Source organism: Micromonospora sp. NPDC005806 (assembly GCF_042871425.1).
GTDB lineage: Bacteria > Actinomycetota > Actinomycetes > Mycobacteriales > Micromonosporaceae > Micromonospora.
In genome coordinates, this window is sequence record NZ_JBIAIL010000006.1 from 151238 (window position 1) to 173022 (window position 21785).

The window sequence follows — 21785 nt, forward strand, 5'->3', positions numbered from 1 at the left end:
GACGAGGAGGAGGCCCGTGACACAACAGACCTGGGACGAGGTGGGCGGTCTGCTGCCGCACGACGAGTTCCGCGCCGCGAGCGAGGCCATCGTGGCCAACATCGAGCAGGTCATCGAGGGCAAGACGGCCACCGTCCGGCTCGCCCTGGCCGTCCTGCTCGCCGAGGGCCACCTGCTCATCGAGGACGTGCCCGGCGTCGGCAAGACCAAACTCGCCAAGGCGATGGCCCGGTCGATCGACTGCACGGTCCGCCGCATCCAGTTCACCCCCGACCTGCTGCCCAGCGATGTCACCGGGGTCAGCGTCTACAACCAGGAGACGCACGACTTCGAGTTCCGTCCCGGCGCCGTCTTCGCCAACCTGGTGGTCGGCGACGAGATCAACCGGGCCTCGCCGAAGACCCAGTCCGCGCTGTTGGAGTGCATGGAGGAGCGACAGGTCACGGTCGACGGGATCACCTACCAGCTGCAGACCCCGTTCATGGTGATCGCGACGCAGAACCCGATCGAGATGGAGGGGACGTACCCGCTGCCCGAGGCGCAGCGCGACCGGTTCACCGCCCGGATCGCGATGGGCTACCCGGACGCGGGCGCCGAGCTGGCCATGCTGGACGGCCACGGCGCCACCGACCCGCTGACCGAGCTGCGCCCGGTCTCCGACGCGGCCACCGTCCGCCGGCTGATCGGCCACGTCCGGCAGGTGCACGTCGCCGACGCGATCAAGCAGTACGCGGTCGACCTGGTCACCGCCACCCGCGAGGCCCCCGACCTGCGGCTCGGCGCGTCCCCGCGGGCCACCCTCCAGCTGCTGCGCACCGCCCGCGCGGTGGCCGCCCTGGAGGGCCGGGACTACGTCCTCCCGGACGACCTGCAGGCCCTCGCGGTGCCGGTGCTGGCGCACCGGATCATCCCGACCGCCGACGCCCAGCTCGCCCGCCGCACCACCGACGCGATCGTCGCCGAGCTGGTGCACCGGCTGCCGCTGCCGCACGACCGGAAGCGCTCGCCGTACGACACCCGGCCCGCCCCGGGCAAGGGACGTGGGCCGTACGAACCACGGAGGCCGTGAGGTGCGCGACGGGCTGCGCGGGCTGACCACCCGCGGCCGCTCCTTCCTGGCGGCCTCGGTCGCCGCCGCGATCTCCGCCGGCATCCTCGGCGAGAAGGACCTGCTCCGGGTGGCCGTCCTGCTCGCCATCCTGCCGCTGCTCGCGGCGGCCTACGTGGGGCGCAGCCGCTACAAGCTGGCCTGCAACCGCTCCCTCGAACCGCACCGGGTGCCGGTCGGGGCCAGCTCCCGGGTGGTGCTGCGGCTGCAGAACCTGTCCCGCCTGCCCACCGGCACGCTGCTGCTGGAGGACCGACTGCCGTACGCGCTGGGCAGCCGGCCGAGGGTGGTGCTGGAGCGCCTCGGCGCGCACCAGGCCAGCTCGGTGGCGTACACGGTCCGGGCCGACGTGCGCGGCCGGTACGAGGTGGGGCCGCTGGTGATCCGGCTGACCGACCCGTTCGGGCTCTGCGAGCTCAGCCGGGCCTTCCCCAGCACCGACCACCTCACCGTGATCCCGCAGGTCACGCCGCTGCCCTCGGTCCGCCTCCCCGGCGAGTACGCCGGCAGCGGCGACAGCCGGGCCCGCTCGGTCGCGGTGCACGGCGAGGACGACGCCGCCACCCGGGAGTACCGGATGGGCGACGACCTGCGCCGGGTGCACTGGAAGTCGACCGCCCGCACCGGCGAGCTGATGGTGCGCCGGGAGGAGCAGCCCTGGGAGAGCCGGGCCACGGTCGTCCTGGACACCCGTGCCTTCGGCCACCGGGGCGACGGCCCGACGGCGAGCTTCGAGTGGGCCGTCTCCGCCGCTGCCAGCATCGCGGTGCACCTGCGCCACGCCGGGTACAAGCTGCGCCTGGTCACCGGCAACGGGGCGGACGTGGACGCCTCCGAGGCGGGCGGCGAGGGCGTGCTCCTCGACCACCTCGCCGAGGTACGCCTCGACAAACGCGGCGAGATCACCACTTTGGTGCAGCAGGTCCGGCAGCGGGCCGACGGCGGCCTGATCATCGCGCTGTTCGGCACGCTGGGCACCGCCGAGGCGGAGCTGCTGGCCACCCTGCGTGGCAACGGTGCCACCTGCGTCGGCTTCCTGCTCGACAGCACCACCTGGCTCAACCTGCCGGCCAAGGCCCGGGCCGAGGCGGAGCAGGCGCACGGCACCGCCGCGCTCACCCTGCTGCAGAGCGGGTGGCGGGTGATCGGCGTGGCGCACGGCAGCCGGCTGCCGGTGCTCTGGCCGCAGGCGGCTCGCGGCTCGCAGGGCTTCGCGCTGCGGGCCGCCCTCGCCGAGACGGTGGCCGGCGGCGTGCGATGAACGGAGAGGTGGACCCGTGACCCGCAACCTCGGCTTCGTAGCCGCGGCGGCGACCCTGCTGGCCGCGGCGCCGCTGTCGGCGATCTTCGAGCGCTGGACGTGGCTGATCCAGGCGGCCATCGCGGTCGCCGTGGTGGCCGGCGCCGCCGCGCTGAGCCGGCTGGCCCGCTTCCCACTGTGGGGGCAGATCCTGGCCATGCTCGCCGGCCTCACGCTCGGGCTGACCTGGATCTTCCCGGGCGGTACCGAGCTGCTCGCGTTCGTGCCCACCCCGGGCACCTTCGTCCACTTCGGCGAACTGTTCAGCGCCTCGGCGCAGGACATGCGCACGTACGGGGTGGAGGTCCCGGACGTCGACTCGCTGCTCTTCCTCACCGTGCTCGGCGTCGGTGGCGTGGCCGTGGTGGTGGACGTGCTGGCCGTCGGGCTGCGCCGGCCGGCGCTGGCCGGGCTGCCGATGCTGGCGATCTACTCGGTGCCGGTGGCGGTCTACGTGGACAGCGTCCCGGCCACCCCGTTCGTGGTGGGCGCCTGCGGCTACCTGTGGCTGCTGGTCACCGACAACGTCGACCGGGTACGCCGGTTCGGGCGCCGGTTCACCGGCGAAGGCCGGGACGTCGACGTCTGGGAGGCATCGCCGCTGGCCGCGGCGGGCCGCCGGCTGGCCGTGGTCGGGGTGGCCCTCGCGGTCGCCGTGCCGCTGGTCGTGCCCGGGATGACCGGCGGGCTGATGAACACCGTGGCCAACGGCACCGGCGACGGCACCGGCCGGCCCGGGCAGGGCGGCAAGCCGGGCCGGATCGACCTGTTCGCCGCGCTCAGCGGCCAGCTCAACCAGTCCGAGGTGTTCGAGCTGGTCAAGGTCACCACCAACGAGCCGGCCCCGTTCTACCTGCGCCTGGGGGTGGTCGACGAGCTGCGCCCGGACGGCTTCCAGGCCCGCGTCCCCTCCGGGCGGCCGGTGACCCGGAGCCTGCCCGACCCGACGAGGCGTGGCGAGCAGGGCGTCGACCAGCGGCGCTACCGGGCCAGCGTCGAGGTGACGAAGAACCTGAACATGCCGCTGCTGCCGGTCTACGCCGAGCCGGTGAAGACCGAGGACCTCAGCCGGAACTGGCTCTACGACCCGAACCAGCAGATCGTCTTCTCCAACCAGGAGAACGCCCGGGGCAAGCGGTACGCGTTCGACTACGTCCGCTCGACGTACAGCCCGTCGGCGCTGCGCGCGGCGCCGTCGCTGCGGGCCGACGACCCGGTGCTGCGCCAGCAGACCGTCACGCCGTCGGTCCGGGCGGTCGACAAGCTGGTCGACCAGCTCACCAAGGGCAAGCAGAACGACTACGACAAGGTCCGGGCGATCTACGACTACTTCTCGGTGGAGAACGGCTTCACCTACTCGCTCTCCACCAGGGGTGGCACCAGCGGGGACGACATCACCGACTTCCTCGCCACCAAGGTCGGCTACTGCCAGCAGTACGCGGCGGCGATGGCCTGGCTGGTCCGGGCCGCCAACATCCCGGCCCGGGTGGCGATCGGCTTCACCAACGGCAGCAACTCCGAGGGTGGCAGGTACGTGCTGACCAATCGGAACCTGCACGCCTGGACGGAGGTCTACTTCGGCGGGATCGGCTGGGTGCCGTTCGACGCCACCCCGGCGGCGAGCATCCAGGGGTCGGTCCGGTCGGCCTGGGCCCCGGACACCGACGCCCCCGAGGACGCCACCCCGGAGCCGGGGAGCACCGTCGCTCCCGGCGGGGTTGACCCCTCCGCCGGCCCGAACGACCCGGACCGGCTGGACAAGGACGCCGACCAGGGCCTCAACGTCGGGGACGGCGGCCCGACCCGGCAGAGCCCGGTCTGGCTGTGGTGGACGGCCGGCGTGCTGGCCCTGCTCGTGCTGCTGGCGCTGCCGGCGCTGCGCCGCTCGGCGCTACGCCGTCGCCGGCGGGTCCGGGCCGTCGCGCCGGCGGCCATCACGCCGGCCGCCATCCCCGGTCCCCGGGGCGCGGTCCGCGACCTCACGGTCGGGGTGGACGCCGAGCGGGCCCGGGCGGACGCCCACGCCGCCTGGGACGAGCTGCTCGACACGCTGGTCGACTACCAGGTGCGGGTGGACCAGACGGAGACGCCCCGGGCCACCGCCGAGCGGCTGGTCCGGGAGACCGTCAGCGCGGACGCCGGGGCGGTGACCGCGGTCCGGCTGCTCGGGCGGGCCGAGGAGCGGGCCCGGTACGCCCGCGACCCGCTCACCGGCGAGGCGCTGCACCCGGCCCTGCGGTCGGTGCGCGGCGCGCTCGCCACCCGGGCCGACCGGCGTACCCGGATCATGGCGGCTCTGCTGCCGCCGTCGGTGCTGCTGCGCTGGCGTACCGCGCTGTCGGACCGCTCGACCCGGCTGGTCACCACCACCGGGCAGGTGCGGAACCGGCTGCTGCGCTGGGACCCGCGTCGCTTCCTGGCGGGCCGGCCGGCCCGCTGACGGTCGGGCCTGTTCCGCCGGCGCTCCCCCGCTGGCGGAACAGGCCCGACCGGGCGGTCGCCGGCGCGGCGCCGGCCGCGGGAAGCGGTGGTCTTCGGGCCACCAGGCCCGGCGGAGAACGTGATGTTCCGAGGAGTTCAGGGCGCGAGGGTGCGACTACGGTCGCCGGAGGTCACGGCGTCACGTCGTGGCGCGGTCCCCAGCGAGGGGGCGTGGTCAGCGGTGCCCCTCCGGGCGCTGCCGCCAACGGTCCTCCATGCGGTCGAGGAACGAACCCCGCCGGCCGGCCCGGCCGCGGGGACGACGGCTGGTCGTGCCGCCCACCACGTGCAGGTCGGGCGACTGGGACCGGCGGTGCGACTGCACCGCGTAGCCCAACGAGACCAGCATGACGACGAAGCCCGCCACGGCCACCGCGGGAACATTGATCACGGCCCCGTAGATCAGCAGGGCCAGGCCAACGATGACCACGCCGGCAGCGACGAGCACGCGACGCCGCGCGTGGAAACGCGGGTCGCTGGCGCGCACGGCCGAGGCGAACTTGGGGTCCTCGGCAAGCGACCGCTCGATCTGCTCGAACAGCCGCTGCTCGTGCTCCGAGAGCGGCACGGCACTCCTCCCCGGTCAGGTGGGTCGACCCGGACGGGCCGACAGACCGTGGCAGCCAACCGGCTGCTTACCCGCAAGTCTACGAGGGGGCTCGCGCGTCGGAAAGCGGGACGACCTACGGCCGGGTCGGTTTTTCAACTCGTCGTGGATCACGCGGCCCGAGAAGACTGGCCGGACCTATGACGGACCGCCCGAATCGGGCGGCCGCCGCGTCCGCCGCCGCCTCCGCCTCCCGCCAGCCGCGCTCGGGGGCGCCGAGGGTGAGCTGCTGTGGCGTCTCCGCCGCGGCGGCCAGCCCCTCCATCCGTACGCCGACCAGACGGACCGGCTCACCGGGAGCCAGGGCGGTCCAGAGCGCCCAGGCCGTGTCGAACATCTCCCGGGCGGTGTCGGTGGGCACGGTGAGGGTGCGGGAGCGGCTGACGGTGCGGAAGTCGGCCAGCCGGACCTTGAGCGACACCGTCCGCCCGACCTGCCCGGCCGCGCGCAGCCGGGCGCCGGCCTTCTCGGCGAGGGCCAGCAGGGCGCGGCGGATCTCCGTCGGGTCGATCACGTCGACGTCGAAGGTCACCTCCGCGCCGATCGACTTCTCCACGTGCTCCGGGGAGACCCGACGCGGGTCCCGCCCCCAGGCCAGCTCGTGCAGGTGGGTCGCGGACGCCTCGCCGACCGCCCGGCGCAGCAGGCCGAGCGGCGCCTCGGCCAGGTCACCGACGGTGTTCAGGCCGAGCCGGCGCAGCGCCTCGGCGGAGCGCTCCCCCACTCCCCACAGCGCCCCCACCGGCAGCGGGTGCAGGAAGTCGAGCACCCGGGTGGCGGGCACCACGAGCAGGCCGTCCGGCTTGGCCCGGGTGGAGCCCAGCTTGGCCACGAACTTGCTCGACGCCACCCCGACCGAGCAGGTCAGGCCCTGCTCGTCGGCGACCCGGCGGCGGATCAGCCGGGCGATCCGGGCGGGCGGGCCGAAGAGCCGGCGGGCGCCGGCCACGTCGAGGAACGCCTCGTCCAGGGAGAGCGGCTCGACCAGCGGCGTGACGTCGCGGAAGATCCGCATCACCGCCCGGGAGGCCGCCGAGTATTGCGCGAAGTCCGGCGGGAGGTAGACGGCGTCGGGGCAGAGCGCCCGGGCCCGGGCGGTGGGCATGGCACTGCGGACGCCGTACCGGCGGGCCTCGTAGCTGGCCGAACTGACCACCCCACGCGGCCCGATCCCGCCCACCACAACCGGCCGGCCGCGCAGCTCGGGGCGGCGGCGCACCTCCACCGAGGCGAAAAAGGCGTCCATGTCGACGTGCAGGATCGAACAGCCGGTGTCGTCGGCGTCCGGCCCGAAGCGCGGATCACCGCCCCGGGGCAACGACTGGCTGCGGCCCATCCTTGCAGGCTAGCCGCCAGGTCCGACAACCCGGCCGGTCAGCCCCGCAGCACCAGCAGCGGGATGGTCATCTCGGCCGCGGTGTCCGACCCGTGGTACGCCACCAGCCGGGACTCCATCGGCTTCTCCGACCGGGTGGCGACCACGGCGTACGTGCCCCGGCACGCCACCACCACGTCGCCGATCCGGGCCAGGTGCTCCTCGGGCACCGGCCCGAACCAGCCGGTGGCCACCGCCTCGTCCCGGGTCGTCACCCAGGCCGCGGCGCCGAGCACCGCCGACCAGGCGGCCACCACGTCGGCGGCGGCGCCGGGCTCGACGTGCAGGTAGCGGATCCGGGGCTCGCCGGCGACCACCCGGACACCGACGCGCAGCCGGGGATCGGTGTCCAGGTCGATCCGGTGCGCGTCGGGCACGTTGAGCTGGCCATGGTCGGCGGTGACCAGCAGCGCGGCATCCGGGGGCAGCCCGTCGACCAGCCGGGCGAGCAGCCGGTCGACGTCGGCGGCGGCGAGCCGCCACGGGGTCGAGTCGACGCCGCTGAGGTGACCGTGCCGGTCCAGGTCGGGGTGGTAGCCGGAGACCAGGGTCGGCCCGGTGCCGGCCGCGAGGGCGGCGAGCATCCGGGTGGCGAGCGCGTCGGCGTCGGAGGCGCCCCGGTAGTCGCCGCCCCGGTTCGCGGCGACGGTGAGGCCGCTGCCGGCGTACTCGGGGCGGCTGACCACGGTCACCGCGACCCCGGCGGCGCGGGCCCGCTCGTACCAGGTCGCGACCGGCTGCCAGCGCAGCGGCTCCGGGTCGCCGGCCCACTCGATGTGGCTGAGCACCCGGTCGGTGTCGGGGACCCGCACCTTGAAGCCGAGCACCCCGTGCGCGCCGGACGGGGTGCCGGTGCCGAGGCTGACCAGGCTGGTCGGGGTGGTCGACGGGAACCCGGAGGTGAGCGGGGCACCCACCGTGGCGGCCAGGCCGGCCAGCGTCGGGGCGTACGGGGCGGCGGTGGGGATTTGGTACCAGCCGAGCCCGTCGACCAGCAGCACGGCGATCCGGCGTACCCCGGCCAGCCGGGGGTGCAGGCCGAGCAGGTCGGCCGCGCCGGGCACGCCGAGCACCGCGCACGCGGTGGGCAGGACGTCGGCGAGGCTGCCGCCGCCGTAGCGGGGCGCGACCGGATCGAGCGGATCCACCGCCGGGCCGGTCATGCCGGGCGGCGCGCGAACAGGTGCAGCTGGGCGGCGAGGTCCCGGTACGGCGGCCGGGCGGCCAGGGCCCGTTCCAGCTCGACCAGGGCGGCCGGCTGACCGTCCGCCACGGCGGCGGGGAGCAGGTCGGCCAGGACGCGTACCCCGTGGATCTCCTCGACGATGAGCCCGGCGGCGGTGAGCAGGGCGGCGGCGCCCTCGGCGTCGTAGCGCCGGCGCAGGGTGTCCCGGGGGCCGGCGGTGCCGACCGGGTCAGCGGCCAGCGCGGCGGCGACGTCCAGGTGCCCGTTCATCGCCCGGGCCAGCACGGCGGCGGCCCGTCCGGCGACCAGGACGCTGGCCGCGCCGCCGGGGCGCAGCGCGGCGACCAGGGCGTCGACCACCGGGGCCGGGTCGTCGACGACCTCGAGGACGGAGTGGCAGAGGACCAGGTCAGCGGTGGCCGGCTCGACGAGCCCGGCGAGCGCGTCGCCGTCGCCCTGCATCGCGCGTACCCGATCGGCGACCCCGGCCTCGGCGGCCCGGCGGGTCAGCGCGGCGAGCGCATCGGGGCTGGCGTCGACCACGGTGACCCGGTGGCCGGCCTCGGCGAGCGGAACGGCGAAGCCGCCGGTCCCGCCGCCGACGTCGAGCACGGTGAGCTGTTCGCCGGCCCGCCGGTCCAGCTCGGCCCGGAGCACCGCCCAGAGCACGGCGGTACGGGGGGTCAGGGTTCGGGTCTGCTCCACCCCGCCGAGCCTAGTCACCCGCGCCAGCGGGGTCAGGACTCGCCGCCTCCGGCCGGGTCCTGCTCGGCGTGGGAGCGGCGGGGGTTGGCCACCGGCCCGTCGGTCACCGGGTACTCGTGCACCTCGGTGTCGTGCGCCGGGACCCAGTCCGCCCCGAGTCGGGTCCGGCGGGCGTTGGCGACGCCGCGGTGGGTGTTGCTCCCCGTCATCGTTCTCCACCTTCTTCCTACGTGGGCCACCCTGCCCACGTCGGCGGGCCGTTCTCTCCGGCCGTCGGTCCATGAAACGCGGATGTGGCCGAGGGGATGCCCGTTCCCGGGCCGGGTGTGGCGAAGGTCTCCGGGACGGGGACCTGTTGCCGGTCCGCCGTCGGCCGGATCAGGCTGACCTGGTGGTCGTCCTACTCACCGCCTTCGGCATCGTGCTGCTCGGCGCCGTCGCGCAGGCGGTCAGCGGCTTCGGCTACGCGTTGGTGACCGTCCCGCTGCTCGCCGCCGTGCTGGAGCCGCGCAGCGCCGTCGTGGTCTCCGCGCTGACCGGCATCGGGCTGACCCTGATCGCGGCCGTGCGCGAGCGCGGGTATGCGCGCTGGCGGGTGGCGCTGGCGCTCACCGGGAGCGCGCTGCTCGGGCTGCCGGTCGGCCTGCTGGTGCTCGCGCACGCGCCGGAACGGCTGCTCCGCGGGCTGATCGCGGTGATGGTGCTCGGCTGCGTCGCCCTGGTCTGGTCCGGCGCCCGGATCCGTACCGGCCGGGTCGGGCTCGGGGTCGTCGGCGTGCTCGTGGGCGTGCTCACCGCCGCCACCGGCACCAACGGGCCGCCGCTGGTCGCCGCCTTCCATTCGCTCGGCTACGACCCGCGTACCTTCCGGGCCACCATCGCCGCGACCTTCGCCGGCACCGGCGTGATGGGACTGGCCGGGTTCGCCGCGACCGGCCAGGTGCACGCCGACGTGGTGCGGACGGCGCTGGTCGCGCTCCCCGCCGTACCGCTGGGCTGGTGGCTGGGCAACCTGCTGTTCCACCGGATCGACCCGGTGATGTTCCGGCGGATCGTGCTGGTCGGGCTGCTCGGCAGCGCCGGTGCGGCGCTGGCCAGCCTGGCCGGCTAGCTGCGCTCCCCCGGGCGCCCGCCGGCGCCGGGGTACGCGGCCGCCCCGGGCGCGGTCAGCGGAAGTCACGGGAGGCCGGGGTGACCGGCGGGTCGATCGCGTCGAGCCGGTCGGCGGTGAGGCTGGTGACCCCCTCGTGCCGCTGCAACCGCCCCCGCACCACCAGGGCGGCGCTGGTCCGGGCCACCCGCCGGTAGCGCTGCCAGAGCCCCGGCGAGCAGGTGACGTTGAGCATCCCGGTCTCGTCCTCCAGGTTGAGGAAGGTCACCCCGCCCGCGGTCGCCGGCCGCTGCCGGTGGGTGACGATCCCGCCGACCCGGATCCGCTGCCCGGGCTCCACCCGGCCGAGCCGGGCGATCGGCACCGCGCCCAGGGCGTCCAGCCGGTCGCGGATGAACCGGGCCGGGTGGCTCTCCGGGGACAGGCCGGTGGCCCAGACGTCGGCGACCAGCCGGTCCACCGCCTCCATCCCGGGCAGGGTGGGCGGGGCCGCGCCGGTCACCGTGCCGGGCAGCCGGCCCGGCCGGTCCTGGGCCGCCGCGCCGGCGGCCCAGAGGGCCTGCCGCCGGGTCAGCCCGAAACAGGCGAAGGCGTCCGCGGTGGCCAGCGCCTCCAGCTGCGCGGCGGTCAGGCCGACCCGCCGGGCCAGGTCCGGCATGTCGCGGTACGGCCCGTTGGCCGTCCGCTCCGCCTCGATCCGCTCGGCCACGTCGTCGCCGAGGGTGCGTACGCCGCCCAGCCCGAGCCGGACCGCCGGACCGCCCAGCCCCCAGGCGTGCGGCGGCTCGCCCGGCTGGCTCCCCCACCGGGTCTGGCCGGTGGACTCCAGCACCGCCTTGGCGCCGCTGGCGTTGATGTCCGGCCGGCGTACCTCGACGCCGTGCCGGCGGGCGTCGTCGACCAGGGTCTGCGGCGAGTAGAAGCCCATCGGCTGGGCGTTGAGCAGGGCGGCCAGGAACGGGCCCGGGTGGTAGCGCTTGAGCCAGGAACTGGCGTACACCAGGTAGGCGAAGCTCATCGCGTGGCTCTCCGGGAAGCCGTAGCTGGCGAAGGCGGTGAGCTTGCGGTAGACGTCGTCGGCCAGCTCCCCCGTGATGCCTCGCTCGGCCATCCCGGCGTACAGCCGGTCGGCGATCTGCGCCATCCGCTCCACCGAGCGCTTCGCCCCCATCGCCCGGCGCAGCTGGTCGGCCTCGGCCGCGTCGAACCCGGCCAGGTCGATGGCAAGCTGCATGAGCTGTTCCTGGAACAGCGGCACGCCGAGGGTCTTCTCCAGCGCGTTGCGCATCAACGGGTGCGGGTACGTCACCGGCTCCTGGCCGTTCTTGCGCCGGATGTACGGGTGCACCGAGCCGCCCTGGATCGGGCCGGGCCGGATCAGCGCCACCTCCACCACCAGGTCATAGAACTGCCGGGGCTTGAGCCGGGGCAGGGTGGCCATCTGGGCGCGGCTCTCCACCTGGAACACCCCGACCGAGTCGGCCCGGCAGAGCATGTCGTAGACCTCGGGGTCGTCCAGGGTCATGTCGCCCAGGTCGAGCCTGGACCCGATCATGTCGTAGCCGTAGTGCAGGGCGGAGAGCATGCCGAGGCCGAGCAGGTCGAACTTGACCAGCCCGACGGCGGCGCAGTCGTCCTTGTCCCACTGGAGCACGCTGCGGCCGGGCATCCGCCCCCACTCGACCGGGCAGACCTCGATCACCGGCCGGTCGCAGATCACCATGCCGCCGGAGTGGATGCCCAGGTGCCGGGGGAACGTCTGCAGCTCGTTGGCGTACGCCACCACCTGCTCGGGGATGTCCTCGACGTCGACCGAGGCGACCGAGCCCCAGCGGTCGATCTGCTTGCTCCAGGCGTCCTGCTGCCCGGGCGAGAAGCCGAACGCCTTGGCCACGTCCCGCACCGCCGACCGGGGCCGGTACGAGATGACGTTGGCGACCTGGGCGGTGTGCTCCCGGCCGTACCGGGCGTAGACGTGCTGGATCACCTCCTCCCGGCGGTCGGACTCGATGTCCACGTCGATGTCGGGTGGGCCGTCGCGTTCCGGGGCGAGGAAACGCTCGAAGAGCAGCCGGTGCCGGACCGCGTCCACGTTGGTGATCCGCAGCGCGTAGCAGACCGCCGAGTTGGCCGCGGAGCCCCGGCCCTGGCAGTAGATGTCCTGCTCCCGGCAGAAGTTGACGATGTCGTAGACCACCAGGAAGTAGCCGGGGAAGCCGAGGTCGTCGATCATCCGCAGCTCGTGCTCCAGCTGCGCGTACGCCTCGGGGTGCGCCTCGGGCGGGCCGTAGCGCTCCCGGGCGCCGTCCATGGTCAGCTTGCGCAGCCAGCTCATCTCGGTGTGCCCGGGCGGCACCGGGTACGCCGGCAGCTTCGGCGCGACGAGTTGCAGGTCGAAGGCGAGTTCCGCGCCGAACTCGGCGGCCCGGGCCACCGCCCCCGGGTACGCGGCGAACCGCGCCGCCATCTCCGCGCCGCTGCGCAGGTGGGCGGTGGCGGCGGCGGGCAGCCAGCCGTCGATCTCGTCCAGGCTGCGCCGGGCCCGGACCGCGGCCAGGGTGGTGGCCAGCCGGCGGCGGCCCGGGGTGGCGTAGTGCACGTTGTTGCTGGCCACGGTGGGCAGCCCCGCCGCGTCGGCCAGCACGGCCAAGGCGTCGTTGCGGTCGGCGTCGACCGGGTGGCCGTGGTCGGTCAGCTCCACCGCCACCGTCTCGGCGCCGAAGAGCGCGGTGAGCCGGTCCAGCTCCCGGGCGGCGGCGTCGACGCCCTCGGTGAGCAGGGCGGCGGGCACGTGGCCCTTGCGGCAGCCGGTGAGCACCAGCACGTGGTCGCGCAGCTCGGCGGCGACCTCCTCCAGCTCGCCGTAGACCGGGCGGCCCTTCTCGCCGCCGCGCAGCTGGGCCCGGGAGATGGTGGCGGCGAGTCGGGCGTACCCCTCGTGACCGTGGGCGAGCACCAGCAGGTGCCGGCCGAGCGGGTCGGGCTCGCCGTTCTGCGGGCCGGGCAGCCCGAGGGAGAGCTCCGCGCCGAAGACGGTCGGCAGGTGCAGCGCGCGGGCCGCCTCGGCGAAGCGCACCACGCCGTAGAAGCCGTCGTGGTCGGTGACGGCGAGCGCGGTGAGCCCCAGCCGGGCGGCCTCCTCGGCCAGTTCCTCAGGGTGGCTGGCGCCGTCGAGGAAGCTGAAGTTGGAGTGCGCGTGCAGCTCCGCGTAGGGCACGGTGCCGTCCGGCCGGGGCAGCTCCGGCGGCTCGTACTGCTGCCGCTTGCGGCTCCACGCCGGGGAGTCGCCGCCGTCGGCGTCGACCGCCAGGGGGTCCACCACGTGCAGGTGCCGCTCGCCCCGGGGCCCGCGACCGTCGCGGGACCGTCCCCTGCCGCCCCGCCCGCCGCCGGGCCGGCCGGAGAGCACCTGTTCCAGCTCCGACCAGGGCATGTTGGGGTTGTGGAAGCTCACCGGCCCGCCCCTCGCCCGGTCCGCTCAGTCATAGATCGCCTCCACCAGCCACTGGCCGCCCTCGACGGCGAGCAGCAGGGCGGCGCCGTCGGCCAGGCTGACCTGGAACCGGGCCCGCCGCCGGGCCTCGGCCGGCGCCCACCAGCGCTCGTCCACCGGCCAGGGGCCGGCCCAGCCGACGATCTCGGCCGGACGGCCGGTGCCGACGACCAGGCGGGCGGGCGCGGCGCTCACCGCCAGGCGGGCGTTGACCACGACCGGCTCGCCGGCGGCGTCGTGCACGGTGGCGAGGAGCGGGGTCGGCAGCACCACGGCCGGCGCGGGCGGCGGCAACCGCCCCGGCCACGGCGGGACCGGTGCCCCACCCGAGCGGGCCGCCCGGCCGGGACGCGCCCCACCGCCGAGCGCCGGCAGCGCCGGTTCGTCCGCAGGCGCGGACCCGGCCGGTGCCGGCTCGGCCGGCAGGGGTGGTGGGCCGGGACGGGCGGGCAGTCGTTCGTCGCCCCACGGGACCAGGCGCACCTGGTCGGCCGGGGAACGCCCACCGCCGAGCACGGCGGTGACCACCGCTTCGGGGCCGAGGATGCCCTGCACCCGGCTCAGCGCGCGGTGCGCCCGCTCCCGCTCCTCGCCGGTCTCCCCCCACAGCCCGGGTTGCAGGCCGGCCTGGGCGAGCACCCCGTCCGGCACCAGGCGCAGCCGGATGATCCCGGCGGTGGGCCGGGCCGGGCGGGCGCCGCCCCGGCCGTTGCTGCCGGAGAGCCAGCCGTCCAGCTGCCAGCGAACCCGGTCGGCGATGGCCGCGGCGGAGAGCAGGCCGTCGTGCCGCCAGACCCGGTGCAGCTCCTGGCCGTGCGCGGTGATCGCCTCGATGCCGAGCCGGGTGCAGGCCAACCCGTACGCGGCGAGCCGCTCGTGCAGTTGCTCGGCCAGCATGCGGGCGGCGAACGCCGCGGCGTCGACCCGGTCGACCGGCTCGTCGTAGTCGGCGGTGACGGTCAGGTCGGCCGGCGGCTGCCGGACCGCGAGCGGCCGGTGGTCCCGACCCGCGGCGAGCCGGTGGGCCAGCGCCCCGTCGGACCCGAACCGGGCCAGCACGTCGCCGGCGGGCAGCGCGGCGAAGTCGCCGAGGGTACGCACCCCCAACCGGCGCAGCAGGTCGGTCAGGGCCGGTCGGCCGAGCGCCTCCACCGGCAGGGCGGCCAGGAACTCCGGGGTCCCGCCGGGCGGCACGATCCGCCCGTCCCGGGCGGCCAGGCCGGCGGCGAAGACCCCGTCGGCGATGCCGACCTGGCTCTCCACCACGCAGGTCTGGGCGACGTGCTCGACGATCCGCTCGGCCGCCGCCTCCTCCCCGCCGAGGTAGCGGCTCGGCCCCCGGGCGGCCAGCGCGCAGGCCCCGGGGCGAATCACCTCGACCCCGGCGGCCACCTCCTCGACGGCGGCCACCACCGGCTCGAACGCCCGGGCGTCCCGGCCGGGGTCGTGGTCGACGACAGTGAGCTGCGGGCAGCGCCCCTGCGCCTCCCGCCGGCGCAGCCCTCGGCGTACGCCCTCGGCGCGGGCCCGCTCGGAGCAGGCGACCACCCGGTTGGCGTGCAGCACCGCGACCGGGTCGGTGGCGGGCACCCCGTCGACGATCTCGGCGGCGAGGACCGGCCAGTCCGGGCACCAGAGCAGCAGGGTCCGCACCGGCGCACCGGTCATGCCGGCCCCGCCACGGTGCGGGACCGGGCAGCCGGGGCGGCGGCGGCCGACGCCACCACCCGGAACCGCCGGGGCGCAGTGGCGCGCGCGGCGACGCCGGCCCCGGCCGCCCGGGGGATGACCCGGGTCAGCTCGTCGCCGGGCAGCCAGACCTTGATCTCCTTGGGGCGGGCGGCGGCGCCCCGGCCGCGCGCCGAGACGGTGACCTCACGGCGGCGCAGCCGGCCCCGGCCCGGCCCGAGCCCCTCCCAGACCCCGCGGACCACCTGCAGCGTGACGTCCGCGCCGTCCCACCGGCCGTACGGGACGAGCACGCTGCCGCGCTGCCGGGCCCGGGCGGCCAGCCGATTGGCGACGGAGGCGGAGACCGTGTTCGGCACGGCGGTGACCACCACGTCGACCCCGTCGATGAGCGCGGCGACGACGGTGGGCCACTCGGGCCCGGGGTGCGGCACCAGGGCGAGCCGGTCCAGGGCGATCCCGGCCTCGGCCGCCGCGCCGGCCCCGAAGGTCGGCACCCCGACCACGGCGCACCAGGAGCCGGCCCGGGACGCCTCGGCGAGCAGCGCGAGGATCAGCGACGTGCCACCGCTGCGCCGGGGCTGCCCGACGCCGACCGCGATGGTGCTGCCGCGCCGCAGCCCACGGTGGGGCAGCAGCCCGGTCAACTCGGGCCGAACGGGCAGCACCCGGTGACCGCCCGCCGGGTCGGGCGCGCTCGCCGGGCGTACCAGCTCGGCCAGTGCGGCGGAACCGACCACCATGCGGCCCGCCATTGGGCCTACCCCCTGTCGTGTCGCGCGGGATCGTTCCCGCCAGGTGCTGCGTGCTGGATCGTCAACGGTGCGCCGGGCGCGTCCGGGTGGCCTCCGGCCACCACCCTGGGTCCCGCCATGGTGGTGGCCGGAGGCCACGACTCAGGCGGCGGCTGCTCCGGGTCGCGGCGTGGCGTCAGACCCGCCGAGCCGGAGTGGCCGGTGCAGACCGTCGAGCGCCGGCTGGTGCGCCAGCCCGAGCGCGGTCTCCACCACGGCCACGAACTGTTCGGCGGCGCGGAGCAGGTCGTCGGCCTCCCGGGCGCTGACCACCCGGGGGATGCCGGCCTCGGCGGCGGCCCGCTTGGTCGCCCCGGCGGCGAAGTAGCCGGCCCACTCGTCGAGCTCGGGAGCGACGGTGGAGAGCAGGACCCAGACGCTGGTGATCCGGTTACGCCGGGTGGGTGCGGGGCGGGCGCGGGCGGCGAGCAGAGCCGCGGCGGCGCGCAGCGCGGCGAGGTGGGCGGCGGCGTACCGGAGGCCGTCGGGACGGGTGCGGGCGGCCTCGGCCAGCCCCTGGCGGGCCACCGCGAGCAGTTGAGCGGGGGTGCGGTGCGGCAGCACGTGCGCGGGCACCGTCGGGGCCGGACTGGTCGGCATGTCTCTCCTCCGCGTGGGCCGGGGCGGGCGGGCCACGCGACGGATCAGATCCGCCGGCGGAACGCCCGGAGCGGTGGTGCGGAGGAAGACGCACCGGTGTGGGGGCCGGCCGGGTGCGGAGCTTCCCCACACCACACCCGGCCGGCGTACCGGCGGGTCCGTCGCCCGCCGCCCGGGGGTCGTGGGCGGCGGGCGACGATCCTGCCTTGACGGGACCGGACTCGCGAGTGTCCGGTGCCCGGTGCGGTCCGCGGAACCGCACCTCCCGGGAGCCGGCGCCGCGAAACACCTCTCCCGGGCGTTGGAACGAGCGTACGACTGAATCGAACACTCGTTCTAACTGCCCTGACAGTACACCCCCCCTCCGACGAAAATGCAACGTGTGACGCGCCGTCGGCGCCGATCGCCGTCCGACTCGGCGCGTCGTCGGACACGCCGGAAGGGGGTTCGGATTCTCAGCCGGGACACAGCATCGGCAAAGGGGGCGCAGAGTTCCCCGGCCCAGGGTTGACGTCATGAACGTCAGCCGTACCGAAGAGACCCTCCGGTGACCGCCGCCGTCGCCGATCGGCGCACGGCGCGCCGCGCCCTGCCGGCGGTCCCCACCTGGTGGGCCGACGTCGCCGGCAGCGCCGCGGTGCTCAGCCTGCTGGTCGTCACCGCGCTCTGGACCGCCAACCACGGGGTGCAGCAGCTGCTGGCCAACCCGGCCATCGGGCTCACCTCGCTCGGCCGGCTCGCCGGCCTGATCAGCGCCGACCTGATGCTCATCCAGGTGGTGCTGATGGCCCGGGTGCCGCTGATCGAACGGCGCTTCGGCCAGGACCGGATCGCCCGCTGGCACCGGCTCACCGGCTTCACCTCCTTCCACCTGCTCCTCGCCCACGTGCTGCTGACCGTCCTCGGGTACGCCGGCACCACCCGGCAGGGCGTGCTGGCGCAGACCTGGGACCTGGTCGTCACGTACCCGGGGATGCTGCTGGCCACCGCGGCGCTGGCCCTGCTGGTGCTGGTGGTGGTGACCTCGGTCCGGGTGGCCCGCCGCCGGCTGCGCTACGAGTCCTGGCACCTGCTGCACCTGTACGCGTACCTCGGCATCGCGCTGGCGCTGCCGCACCAGCTCTGGACCGGCGACGACTTCCTCAGCTCGGCCGTCGCCCGCGCCTACTGGTGGACGGTCTACCTGCTGGCGCTGGCCAGCGTGCTGGTCTTCCGGTTCGGGCTGCCCGCCTGGCGGTCGCTGCGGCACCGGATCGAGGTGGCCGCGGTGGTCCCCGAGGCGCCCGGGATCACCTCGGTCTGGCTGCGCGGGCGCGACCTGCACCGGCTGCCCGCCCGGGCCGGGCAGTTCCTGCTCTGGCGGTTCCTGGACGGCCCCGGCTGGTCCCGGGCGCACCCCTACTCGCTGTCCGCACCGCCGAACGGGGACCTGATGCGGATCACGGTCAAGGATCTCGGCGCCGACAGCGCGCGGGTGGCCACCCTGCGCCCCGGCACGAAGGTGCTGGTCGAGGGGCCGTACGGGCGGCTGACCGGGGAGCACTGGCGGGGCGGCGGGATCACCATGCTGGCCTGCGGAGTCGGGATCACCCCGCTGCTGGCGCTGCTCTGGGAGCTGCCGTACGCCCCCGGCGAGGCGGTGCTGCTCTACCGCGCGCGTACCCCCGAGGACCTGGCCTTCCGGGCGGAGCTGGACCGGCTCGCCGCGGAACGGGGGTTGGTCGTGCACTACCTGGTCGGCCCCCGGGCGGCGCGCCCGTCCTGGCTGCCGGCGTACGCCGAGGGGCTCTCCGACGCGGCGGCCCTGCGCCGGCTCTCCCCCGGCGTCACCGCCCACGACGTCTTCCTCTGCGGACCGGACGGCTGGGTCGACGCCGTCCGCGCCGCCATCCGCGCGGCCGGTGTCCCCGACGCCCACACCCACCACGAACGCTTCGCCTGGTGACAGGCGCGAAAGGAGGATCCGTGCGACGGATCACCATCTGGCTGCTCTCCACGGTGGCCGCCGTGGTGCTGCTGTTCAGCTACAAGACCAGCACCATGGGCGTGGGCGGGGAGAGCAGCGCGTTCGCCGGCCGCTCCGACGGCTCCGCCACCAGCCCGTGGCGCGGGACCGACGACACCGCCACCGGCGCCACCGGGTCGGGCGGCACGGACTCGGGCGGCAACGGCACGGTCACCGGGTCGGTGGCGCAGACCCGGTGGGGGCCGGTGCAGGTGCGGATCGCCGTCTCCGGCGGGAAGATCACCGAGGTCACCGCCGTACGGGTGCCGGACGGCAACCGCCGGGACCAGGAGATCAACGACTACGCGGTGCCGATCCTGCGGCAGCAGGCCCTGGCGGCGCAGAGCGCGCGGATCGACACCGTCTCCGGCGCCACCGTCACCAGCGACGGCTACCGGGAGTCGCTCCAGTCCGCGATCGACGCGGCGCACCTGAAGTGAGCGGGACGGCGACGATGGACCTGACGAGGGAACCGGACCGGCGCGCCTGGGTGGTGCAGGTGATGGGTCTGCCGGTCAGCGTGCACCTGCGCGGTCCCGAGGTGCGCACCGACGCGGTGGCGGAGCGGGTGGAGCGGGTCTTCGCCGAGCTGCGCGGGGTGGACGCGACGTTCAGCACGTACCGGCCGGACAGCGTGCTGGGCCGTCTCGGCGGCGCGCTGCCCGACCCGGCCACCGCCGGGCCGCTGGTGCGCGAGGTGGTCGAGCTCTGCGAGGCGGCCCGGGCGCGCACCGGCGGGTGGTTCGACGCCCGGCGCCTGCCGCTGCCCGGCGGCGGCACCGGCTTCGACCCGTCCGGCCTGGTCAAGGGGTGGGCGGTGGAGCGGGCCGCGCGGCATCTCGCCGACCTGCCCGGGCACGACCTCTGCCTCAACGCCGGCGGGGACGTGCTGCTGCGCACCACGCCGGGCCGGCCGGCCTGGCGGGTCGGGATCGAGGACCCCGACCGCCCGGAGCGGATGCTCGACGTCGTGGAGCGGGCGCACGGCGCGGTCGCCACCTCGGGCACCGCCCGGCGCGGCGCGCACATCGTGGACCCGCACGCCGGCCGGCCGGCCGAGGCCGTCCGGTCGGTCACCGTGGTCGGCCCCGAGCTGCTCTGGGCCGACGTGTACGCGACCGCGGCCGTCGCCCGCGGTGCGGACGCGCTGGACTGGCTGGCCACCCTGGACGGGTACGCGGCCCTGCTGGTGGACGCCGCCGGCCGGGTCCGGGCCACCCCGAACTGGCCCGGATCCCGACCGGCGACTCAGACCCGGGCCGCGTAGTCGGGCAGATCGGCCTCGGTGGCCAGCGACCCGGTGCTGCGCACCAGCATCGACTGGACCGGGCGGGTGGCCAGCAGCCGGTCGCGCAGCCACAGCCCCCACCCGCTGGCCGGGGCGAGGAAGTGGCCGGGGCTGGCGCCGCGCTGCCAGCGGGAGGCGTACGCCCGCATCCGCCGCTCGTACGCGGGCAGCGCGACCTGGTGGTCGCCGCTGGCCAGGGCCAGCTCGCCGGCGAGCACGTACGCCCCGACGAGACCGGTGCCGACCCCCATCCCGCCGAGGGTGACCCCCCAGGCCGCGTCGCCGAGCAGCACGGCCCGCCCGGTGTGCCAGCGGGGCACGCCCACCCGGGCGATCGCGTCGAAGTAGAGTTCCGGCGCGGCGCGCAGGCCGGCCAGCAGCCGGGGCACGTGCCAGCCCAGCCCGGCGAAGGCGTCGCTGATCAGCGCCCGCTGCCGGTCCAGGTCGAGCCGGTCGTGGTCCTGCCGGGGCCCGGCGAAGACGACCAGGGCGGTGGCCCGGTCGGGGTCCCGCGGGTCGGCGGTCACGCTGGCCATCCGGCCAGGGACGTTGTACTGCCGCGGCACCGGGCCCGCCGCCATGTCGTTCGGCAGGTCCCAGCCGGCCAGGTGGTAGCCGAGGTGGGTGACGTACGCCGACTCCGGGCCGAGGGCCAGCCGCCGGACGCCGGAGTGCATCCCGTCCGCGCCGACCACCAGGTCGACGGTGCGGGAGTCGCCCCGGGCCAGGTCGACCCGTATCCCGTCGGTGGTCTCGGCGAGCGCGGCGATCCGGTCCCCGAACCGGTACTCGACCCGGTCGGCGCCGTGTTCGTACAGGATCCGGGACAGGTCCCGGCGGCGGACCTCCAGCTCGCCGCCGGCGAACTCGGCCGGCAGCCGGAAGATCTCCCGGTCGTGCTCGTCCACCCGGCTCATCGCGCCGGCGTGGGTCTGCACCGCGCGCAGCTCGTCGAGCACGCCCATGGCGGCCAGCACGCCGAGGTGGGTCGGCCCGCGGAAGTCGACCGCGAAGCCGCTGGTCCGCAGCGCCGGGGCGGACTCGACGACGGTGACCTCGGCCCCGTAGCGGGCCAGCCACCAGGCGACGGCCGGGCCGGCCACCCCGGCGCCGGAGACGAGCACGCGGAAGCCGCGCAACGAAGAGGACATGTCTTCCCCCGAGATAGAAACTGTGTCCGTCAGATACAGAGTACTGTAGACACAGTTTTGGTTCGCGGACAAGTAGCAAGTGGGGTGAGCGTGGAGACCGGTGGCGTCGACAAGCGGCGGATGTACGAGCTGCTGTGGGGCACGCCCAGCGGGCCCCGGCGGGGACCCCGCCCCACCCTCACCCTCGACGCGATCGCCCGAGCCGGCGTCGCGATCGCCGACACCGCCGGGCTCGACGGGCTGATCATGCAGCGGGTCGCCGAGTCGCTCGACGTCACCAAGATGGCGCTCTACCGGTACGTGCCCGGCAAGGCGGAGCTGGTCGCCCTGATGCTGGAGACGGCGATGGGCGAGCCGCCCCCTCCCCCGGCGGGTGCCGACTGGCGCGGCCAGCTCGACGACTGGACCCGGCAGCTGTTCGACCGGTTCCGCCGCCACCCGTGGGCGCACGCCGCGACCATCATCCCGCGGGTGCCCGGGCCGAACGAGCTGGCCTGGCTCGAACGGGTCGTCGCGGCCCTCGCCGGCACCGGACTGACCGCGGCGGAGCAGCTCGACGTCGCGGTGCTCCTGGTCGGACACGCCCGCAACCTGGCCCAGCACACGGCGGCCGGCACCGCACCGGAGCACGGCCGGGAGGCCGCGTTCACCGTGCTGGTGCGCGGCCGGGAGGAGCATTTCCCGGCGCTGGCCGCCGCGCTGCGCACGACCGTCGCCCCCGCCGAGAGCGACCAGGCCCTCGACTTCGGCCTGGCCCGCATCCTCGACGGCATCCAGGCCCTCATCACCGACCGCGCCGCCGGCGGCCGATGACCACGACGTGGTCGCCCCCGCCACCGAGGTGTCGCGACGACACCGTCGGGTTCGACGGGGTGGCGCGGGTGTGACCACG

At 75.8% G+C, this 21785-nt stretch carries 18 protein-coding genes; 8 read left to right on the forward strand and 10 right to left on the reverse strand.

Features of this window, described 5'->3' with window-relative positions; all coding sequences use genetic code 11:
* Positions 1-16 precede the first annotated feature (16 nt).
* Genes ACFYOS_RS09705 through ACFYOS_RS09715 form a run of 3 tightly spaced genes read left to right on the forward strand, consistent with a single transcriptional unit; the run spans position 17 to position 4848 of the window.
* Positions 17-1069: an AAA family ATPase gene (locus ACFYOS_RS09705; RefSeq protein WP_387137710.1), complete on the forward strand. Its 1053-nt coding sequence runs from the start codon at positions 17-19 to the stop codon at positions 1067-1069.
* Between the two features lies 1 nt (position 1070).
* Positions 1071-2369: a DUF58 domain-containing protein gene (locus tag ACFYOS_RS09710; protein WP_387137714.1), complete on the forward strand. Its 1299-nt coding sequence runs from the start codon at positions 1071-1073 to the stop codon at positions 2367-2369.
* Between the two features lie 16 nt (positions 2370-2385).
* Positions 2386-4848 (forward strand): DUF3488 and DUF4129 domain-containing transglutaminase family protein, encoded by a 2463-nt coding sequence (locus tag ACFYOS_RS09715; protein WP_387137717.1) that lies wholly within the window; start codon positions 2386-2388, stop codon positions 4846-4848.
* A gap of 216 nt (positions 4849-5064) precedes the next feature.
* Here ACFYOS_RS09715 and ACFYOS_RS09720 read toward each other — a convergent pair whose 3' ends face one another.
* The 5 genes from ACFYOS_RS09720 to ACFYOS_RS09740 form a co-directional block, all read right to left on the reverse strand.
* Positions 5065-5457: a DUF3040 domain-containing protein gene (locus ACFYOS_RS09720; RefSeq protein WP_387137720.1), complete on the reverse strand. Its 393-nt coding sequence runs from the start codon at positions 5455-5457 to the stop codon at positions 5065-5067.
* Between the two features lie 115 nt (positions 5458-5572).
* Positions 5573-6832 carry a DNA polymerase IV gene (locus tag ACFYOS_RS09725; RefSeq protein ID WP_387137723.1) on the reverse strand — a complete coding sequence of 420 codons (1260 nt, stop codon included), beginning with the start codon at positions 6830-6832 and terminating at the stop codon, positions 5573-5575.
* A 38-nt stretch (positions 6833-6870) separates the two neighbouring features.
* Complete coding sequence (locus ACFYOS_RS09730) at positions 6871-8034, reverse strand: alkaline phosphatase family protein (RefSeq protein WP_387137725.1); 1164 nt, start codon at positions 8032-8034, stop codon at positions 6871-6873.
* A complete protein-coding gene (locus tag ACFYOS_RS09735) occupies positions 8031-8780 on the reverse strand; it encodes a methyltransferase domain-containing protein (protein ID WP_387137728.1) in 750 nt (249 codons plus the stop codon). Before ACFYOS_RS09735 ends, ACFYOS_RS09730 begins: the two co-directional genes overlap by 4 nt.
* Before the next feature lie 14 nt (positions 8781-8794).
* Positions 8795-8971, reverse strand: coding sequence for a hypothetical protein (locus ACFYOS_RS09740; RefSeq protein ID WP_387137731.1), 177 nt, complete (start codon positions 8969-8971; stop codon positions 8795-8797).
* A gap of 182 nt (positions 8972-9153) precedes the next feature.
* Here ACFYOS_RS09740 and ACFYOS_RS09745 point away from each other — a divergent pair, with 182 nt between their 5' ends.
* A complete protein-coding gene (locus ACFYOS_RS09745; RefSeq protein WP_387137734.1) occupies positions 9154-9873 on the forward strand; it encodes a sulfite exporter TauE/SafE family protein in 720 nt (239 codons plus the stop codon).
* A 55-nt stretch (positions 9874-9928) separates the two neighbouring features.
* Here ACFYOS_RS09745 and ACFYOS_RS09750 read toward each other — a convergent pair whose 3' ends face one another.
* The 4 genes from ACFYOS_RS09750 to ACFYOS_RS09765 form a co-directional block, all read right to left on the reverse strand.
* Positions 9929-13327, reverse strand: coding sequence for an error-prone DNA polymerase (locus tag ACFYOS_RS09750; RefSeq protein ID WP_387137735.1), 3399 nt, complete (start codon positions 13325-13327; stop codon positions 9929-9931).
* Between the two features lie 24 nt (positions 13328-13351).
* Complete coding sequence (locus ACFYOS_RS09755; RefSeq protein ID WP_387137738.1) at positions 13352-15034, reverse strand: DNA polymerase Y family protein; 1683 nt, start codon at positions 15032-15034, stop codon at positions 13352-13354.
* Complete coding sequence (locus ACFYOS_RS09760; protein WP_387137740.1) at positions 15031-15810, reverse strand: hypothetical protein; 780 nt, start codon at positions 15808-15810, stop codon at positions 15031-15033. Before ACFYOS_RS09760 ends, ACFYOS_RS09755 begins: the two co-directional genes overlap by 4 nt.
* 141 nt (positions 15811-15951) lie before the next feature.
* A complete protein-coding gene (locus ACFYOS_RS09765) occupies positions 15952-16449 on the reverse strand; it encodes an SAV_6107 family HEPN domain-containing protein (protein ID WP_387137743.1) in 498 nt (165 codons plus the stop codon).
* 547 nt (positions 16450-16996) lie between these two features.
* On the opposite strand from ACFYOS_RS09765, the gene ACFYOS_RS09770 reads away from it, so the two are divergent.
* Genes ACFYOS_RS09770 through ACFYOS_RS09780 form a run of 3 tightly spaced genes read left to right on the forward strand, consistent with a single transcriptional unit; the run spans position 16997 to position 19721 of the window.
* Positions 16997-18394 (forward strand): ferric reductase-like transmembrane domain-containing protein, encoded by a 1398-nt coding sequence (locus tag ACFYOS_RS09770; protein ID WP_387137745.1) that lies wholly within the window; start codon positions 16997-16999, stop codon positions 18392-18394.
* A 20-nt stretch (positions 18395-18414) separates the two neighbouring features.
* Positions 18415-18894 carry an FMN-binding protein gene (locus tag ACFYOS_RS09775; protein WP_387137748.1) on the forward strand — a complete coding sequence of 160 codons (480 nt, stop codon included), beginning with the start codon at positions 18415-18417 and terminating at the stop codon, positions 18892-18894.
* Between the two features lie 14 nt (positions 18895-18908).
* Positions 18909-19721: an FAD:protein FMN transferase gene (locus ACFYOS_RS09780; protein WP_387137751.1), complete on the forward strand. Its 813-nt coding sequence runs from the start codon at positions 18909-18911 to the stop codon at positions 19719-19721.
* Here ACFYOS_RS09780 and ACFYOS_RS09785 read toward each other — a convergent pair.
* Positions 19703-20893 carry an FAD-dependent monooxygenase gene (locus tag ACFYOS_RS09785; RefSeq protein WP_387137754.1) on the reverse strand — a complete coding sequence of 397 codons (1191 nt, stop codon included), beginning with the start codon at positions 20891-20893 and terminating at the stop codon, positions 19703-19705. The two genes, ACFYOS_RS09780 and ACFYOS_RS09785, sit on opposite strands and share 19 nt — an antisense overlap.
* An 84-nt stretch (positions 20894-20977) precedes the next feature.
* Between ACFYOS_RS09785 and ACFYOS_RS09790 the strand changes: the two genes are divergently transcribed.
* Positions 20978-21706 carry a TetR/AcrR family transcriptional regulator gene (locus tag ACFYOS_RS09790; RefSeq protein ID WP_387137757.1) on the forward strand — a complete coding sequence of 243 codons (729 nt, stop codon included), beginning with the start codon at positions 20978-20980 and terminating at the stop codon, positions 21704-21706.
* Positions 21707-21785 lie beyond the last annotated feature (79 nt).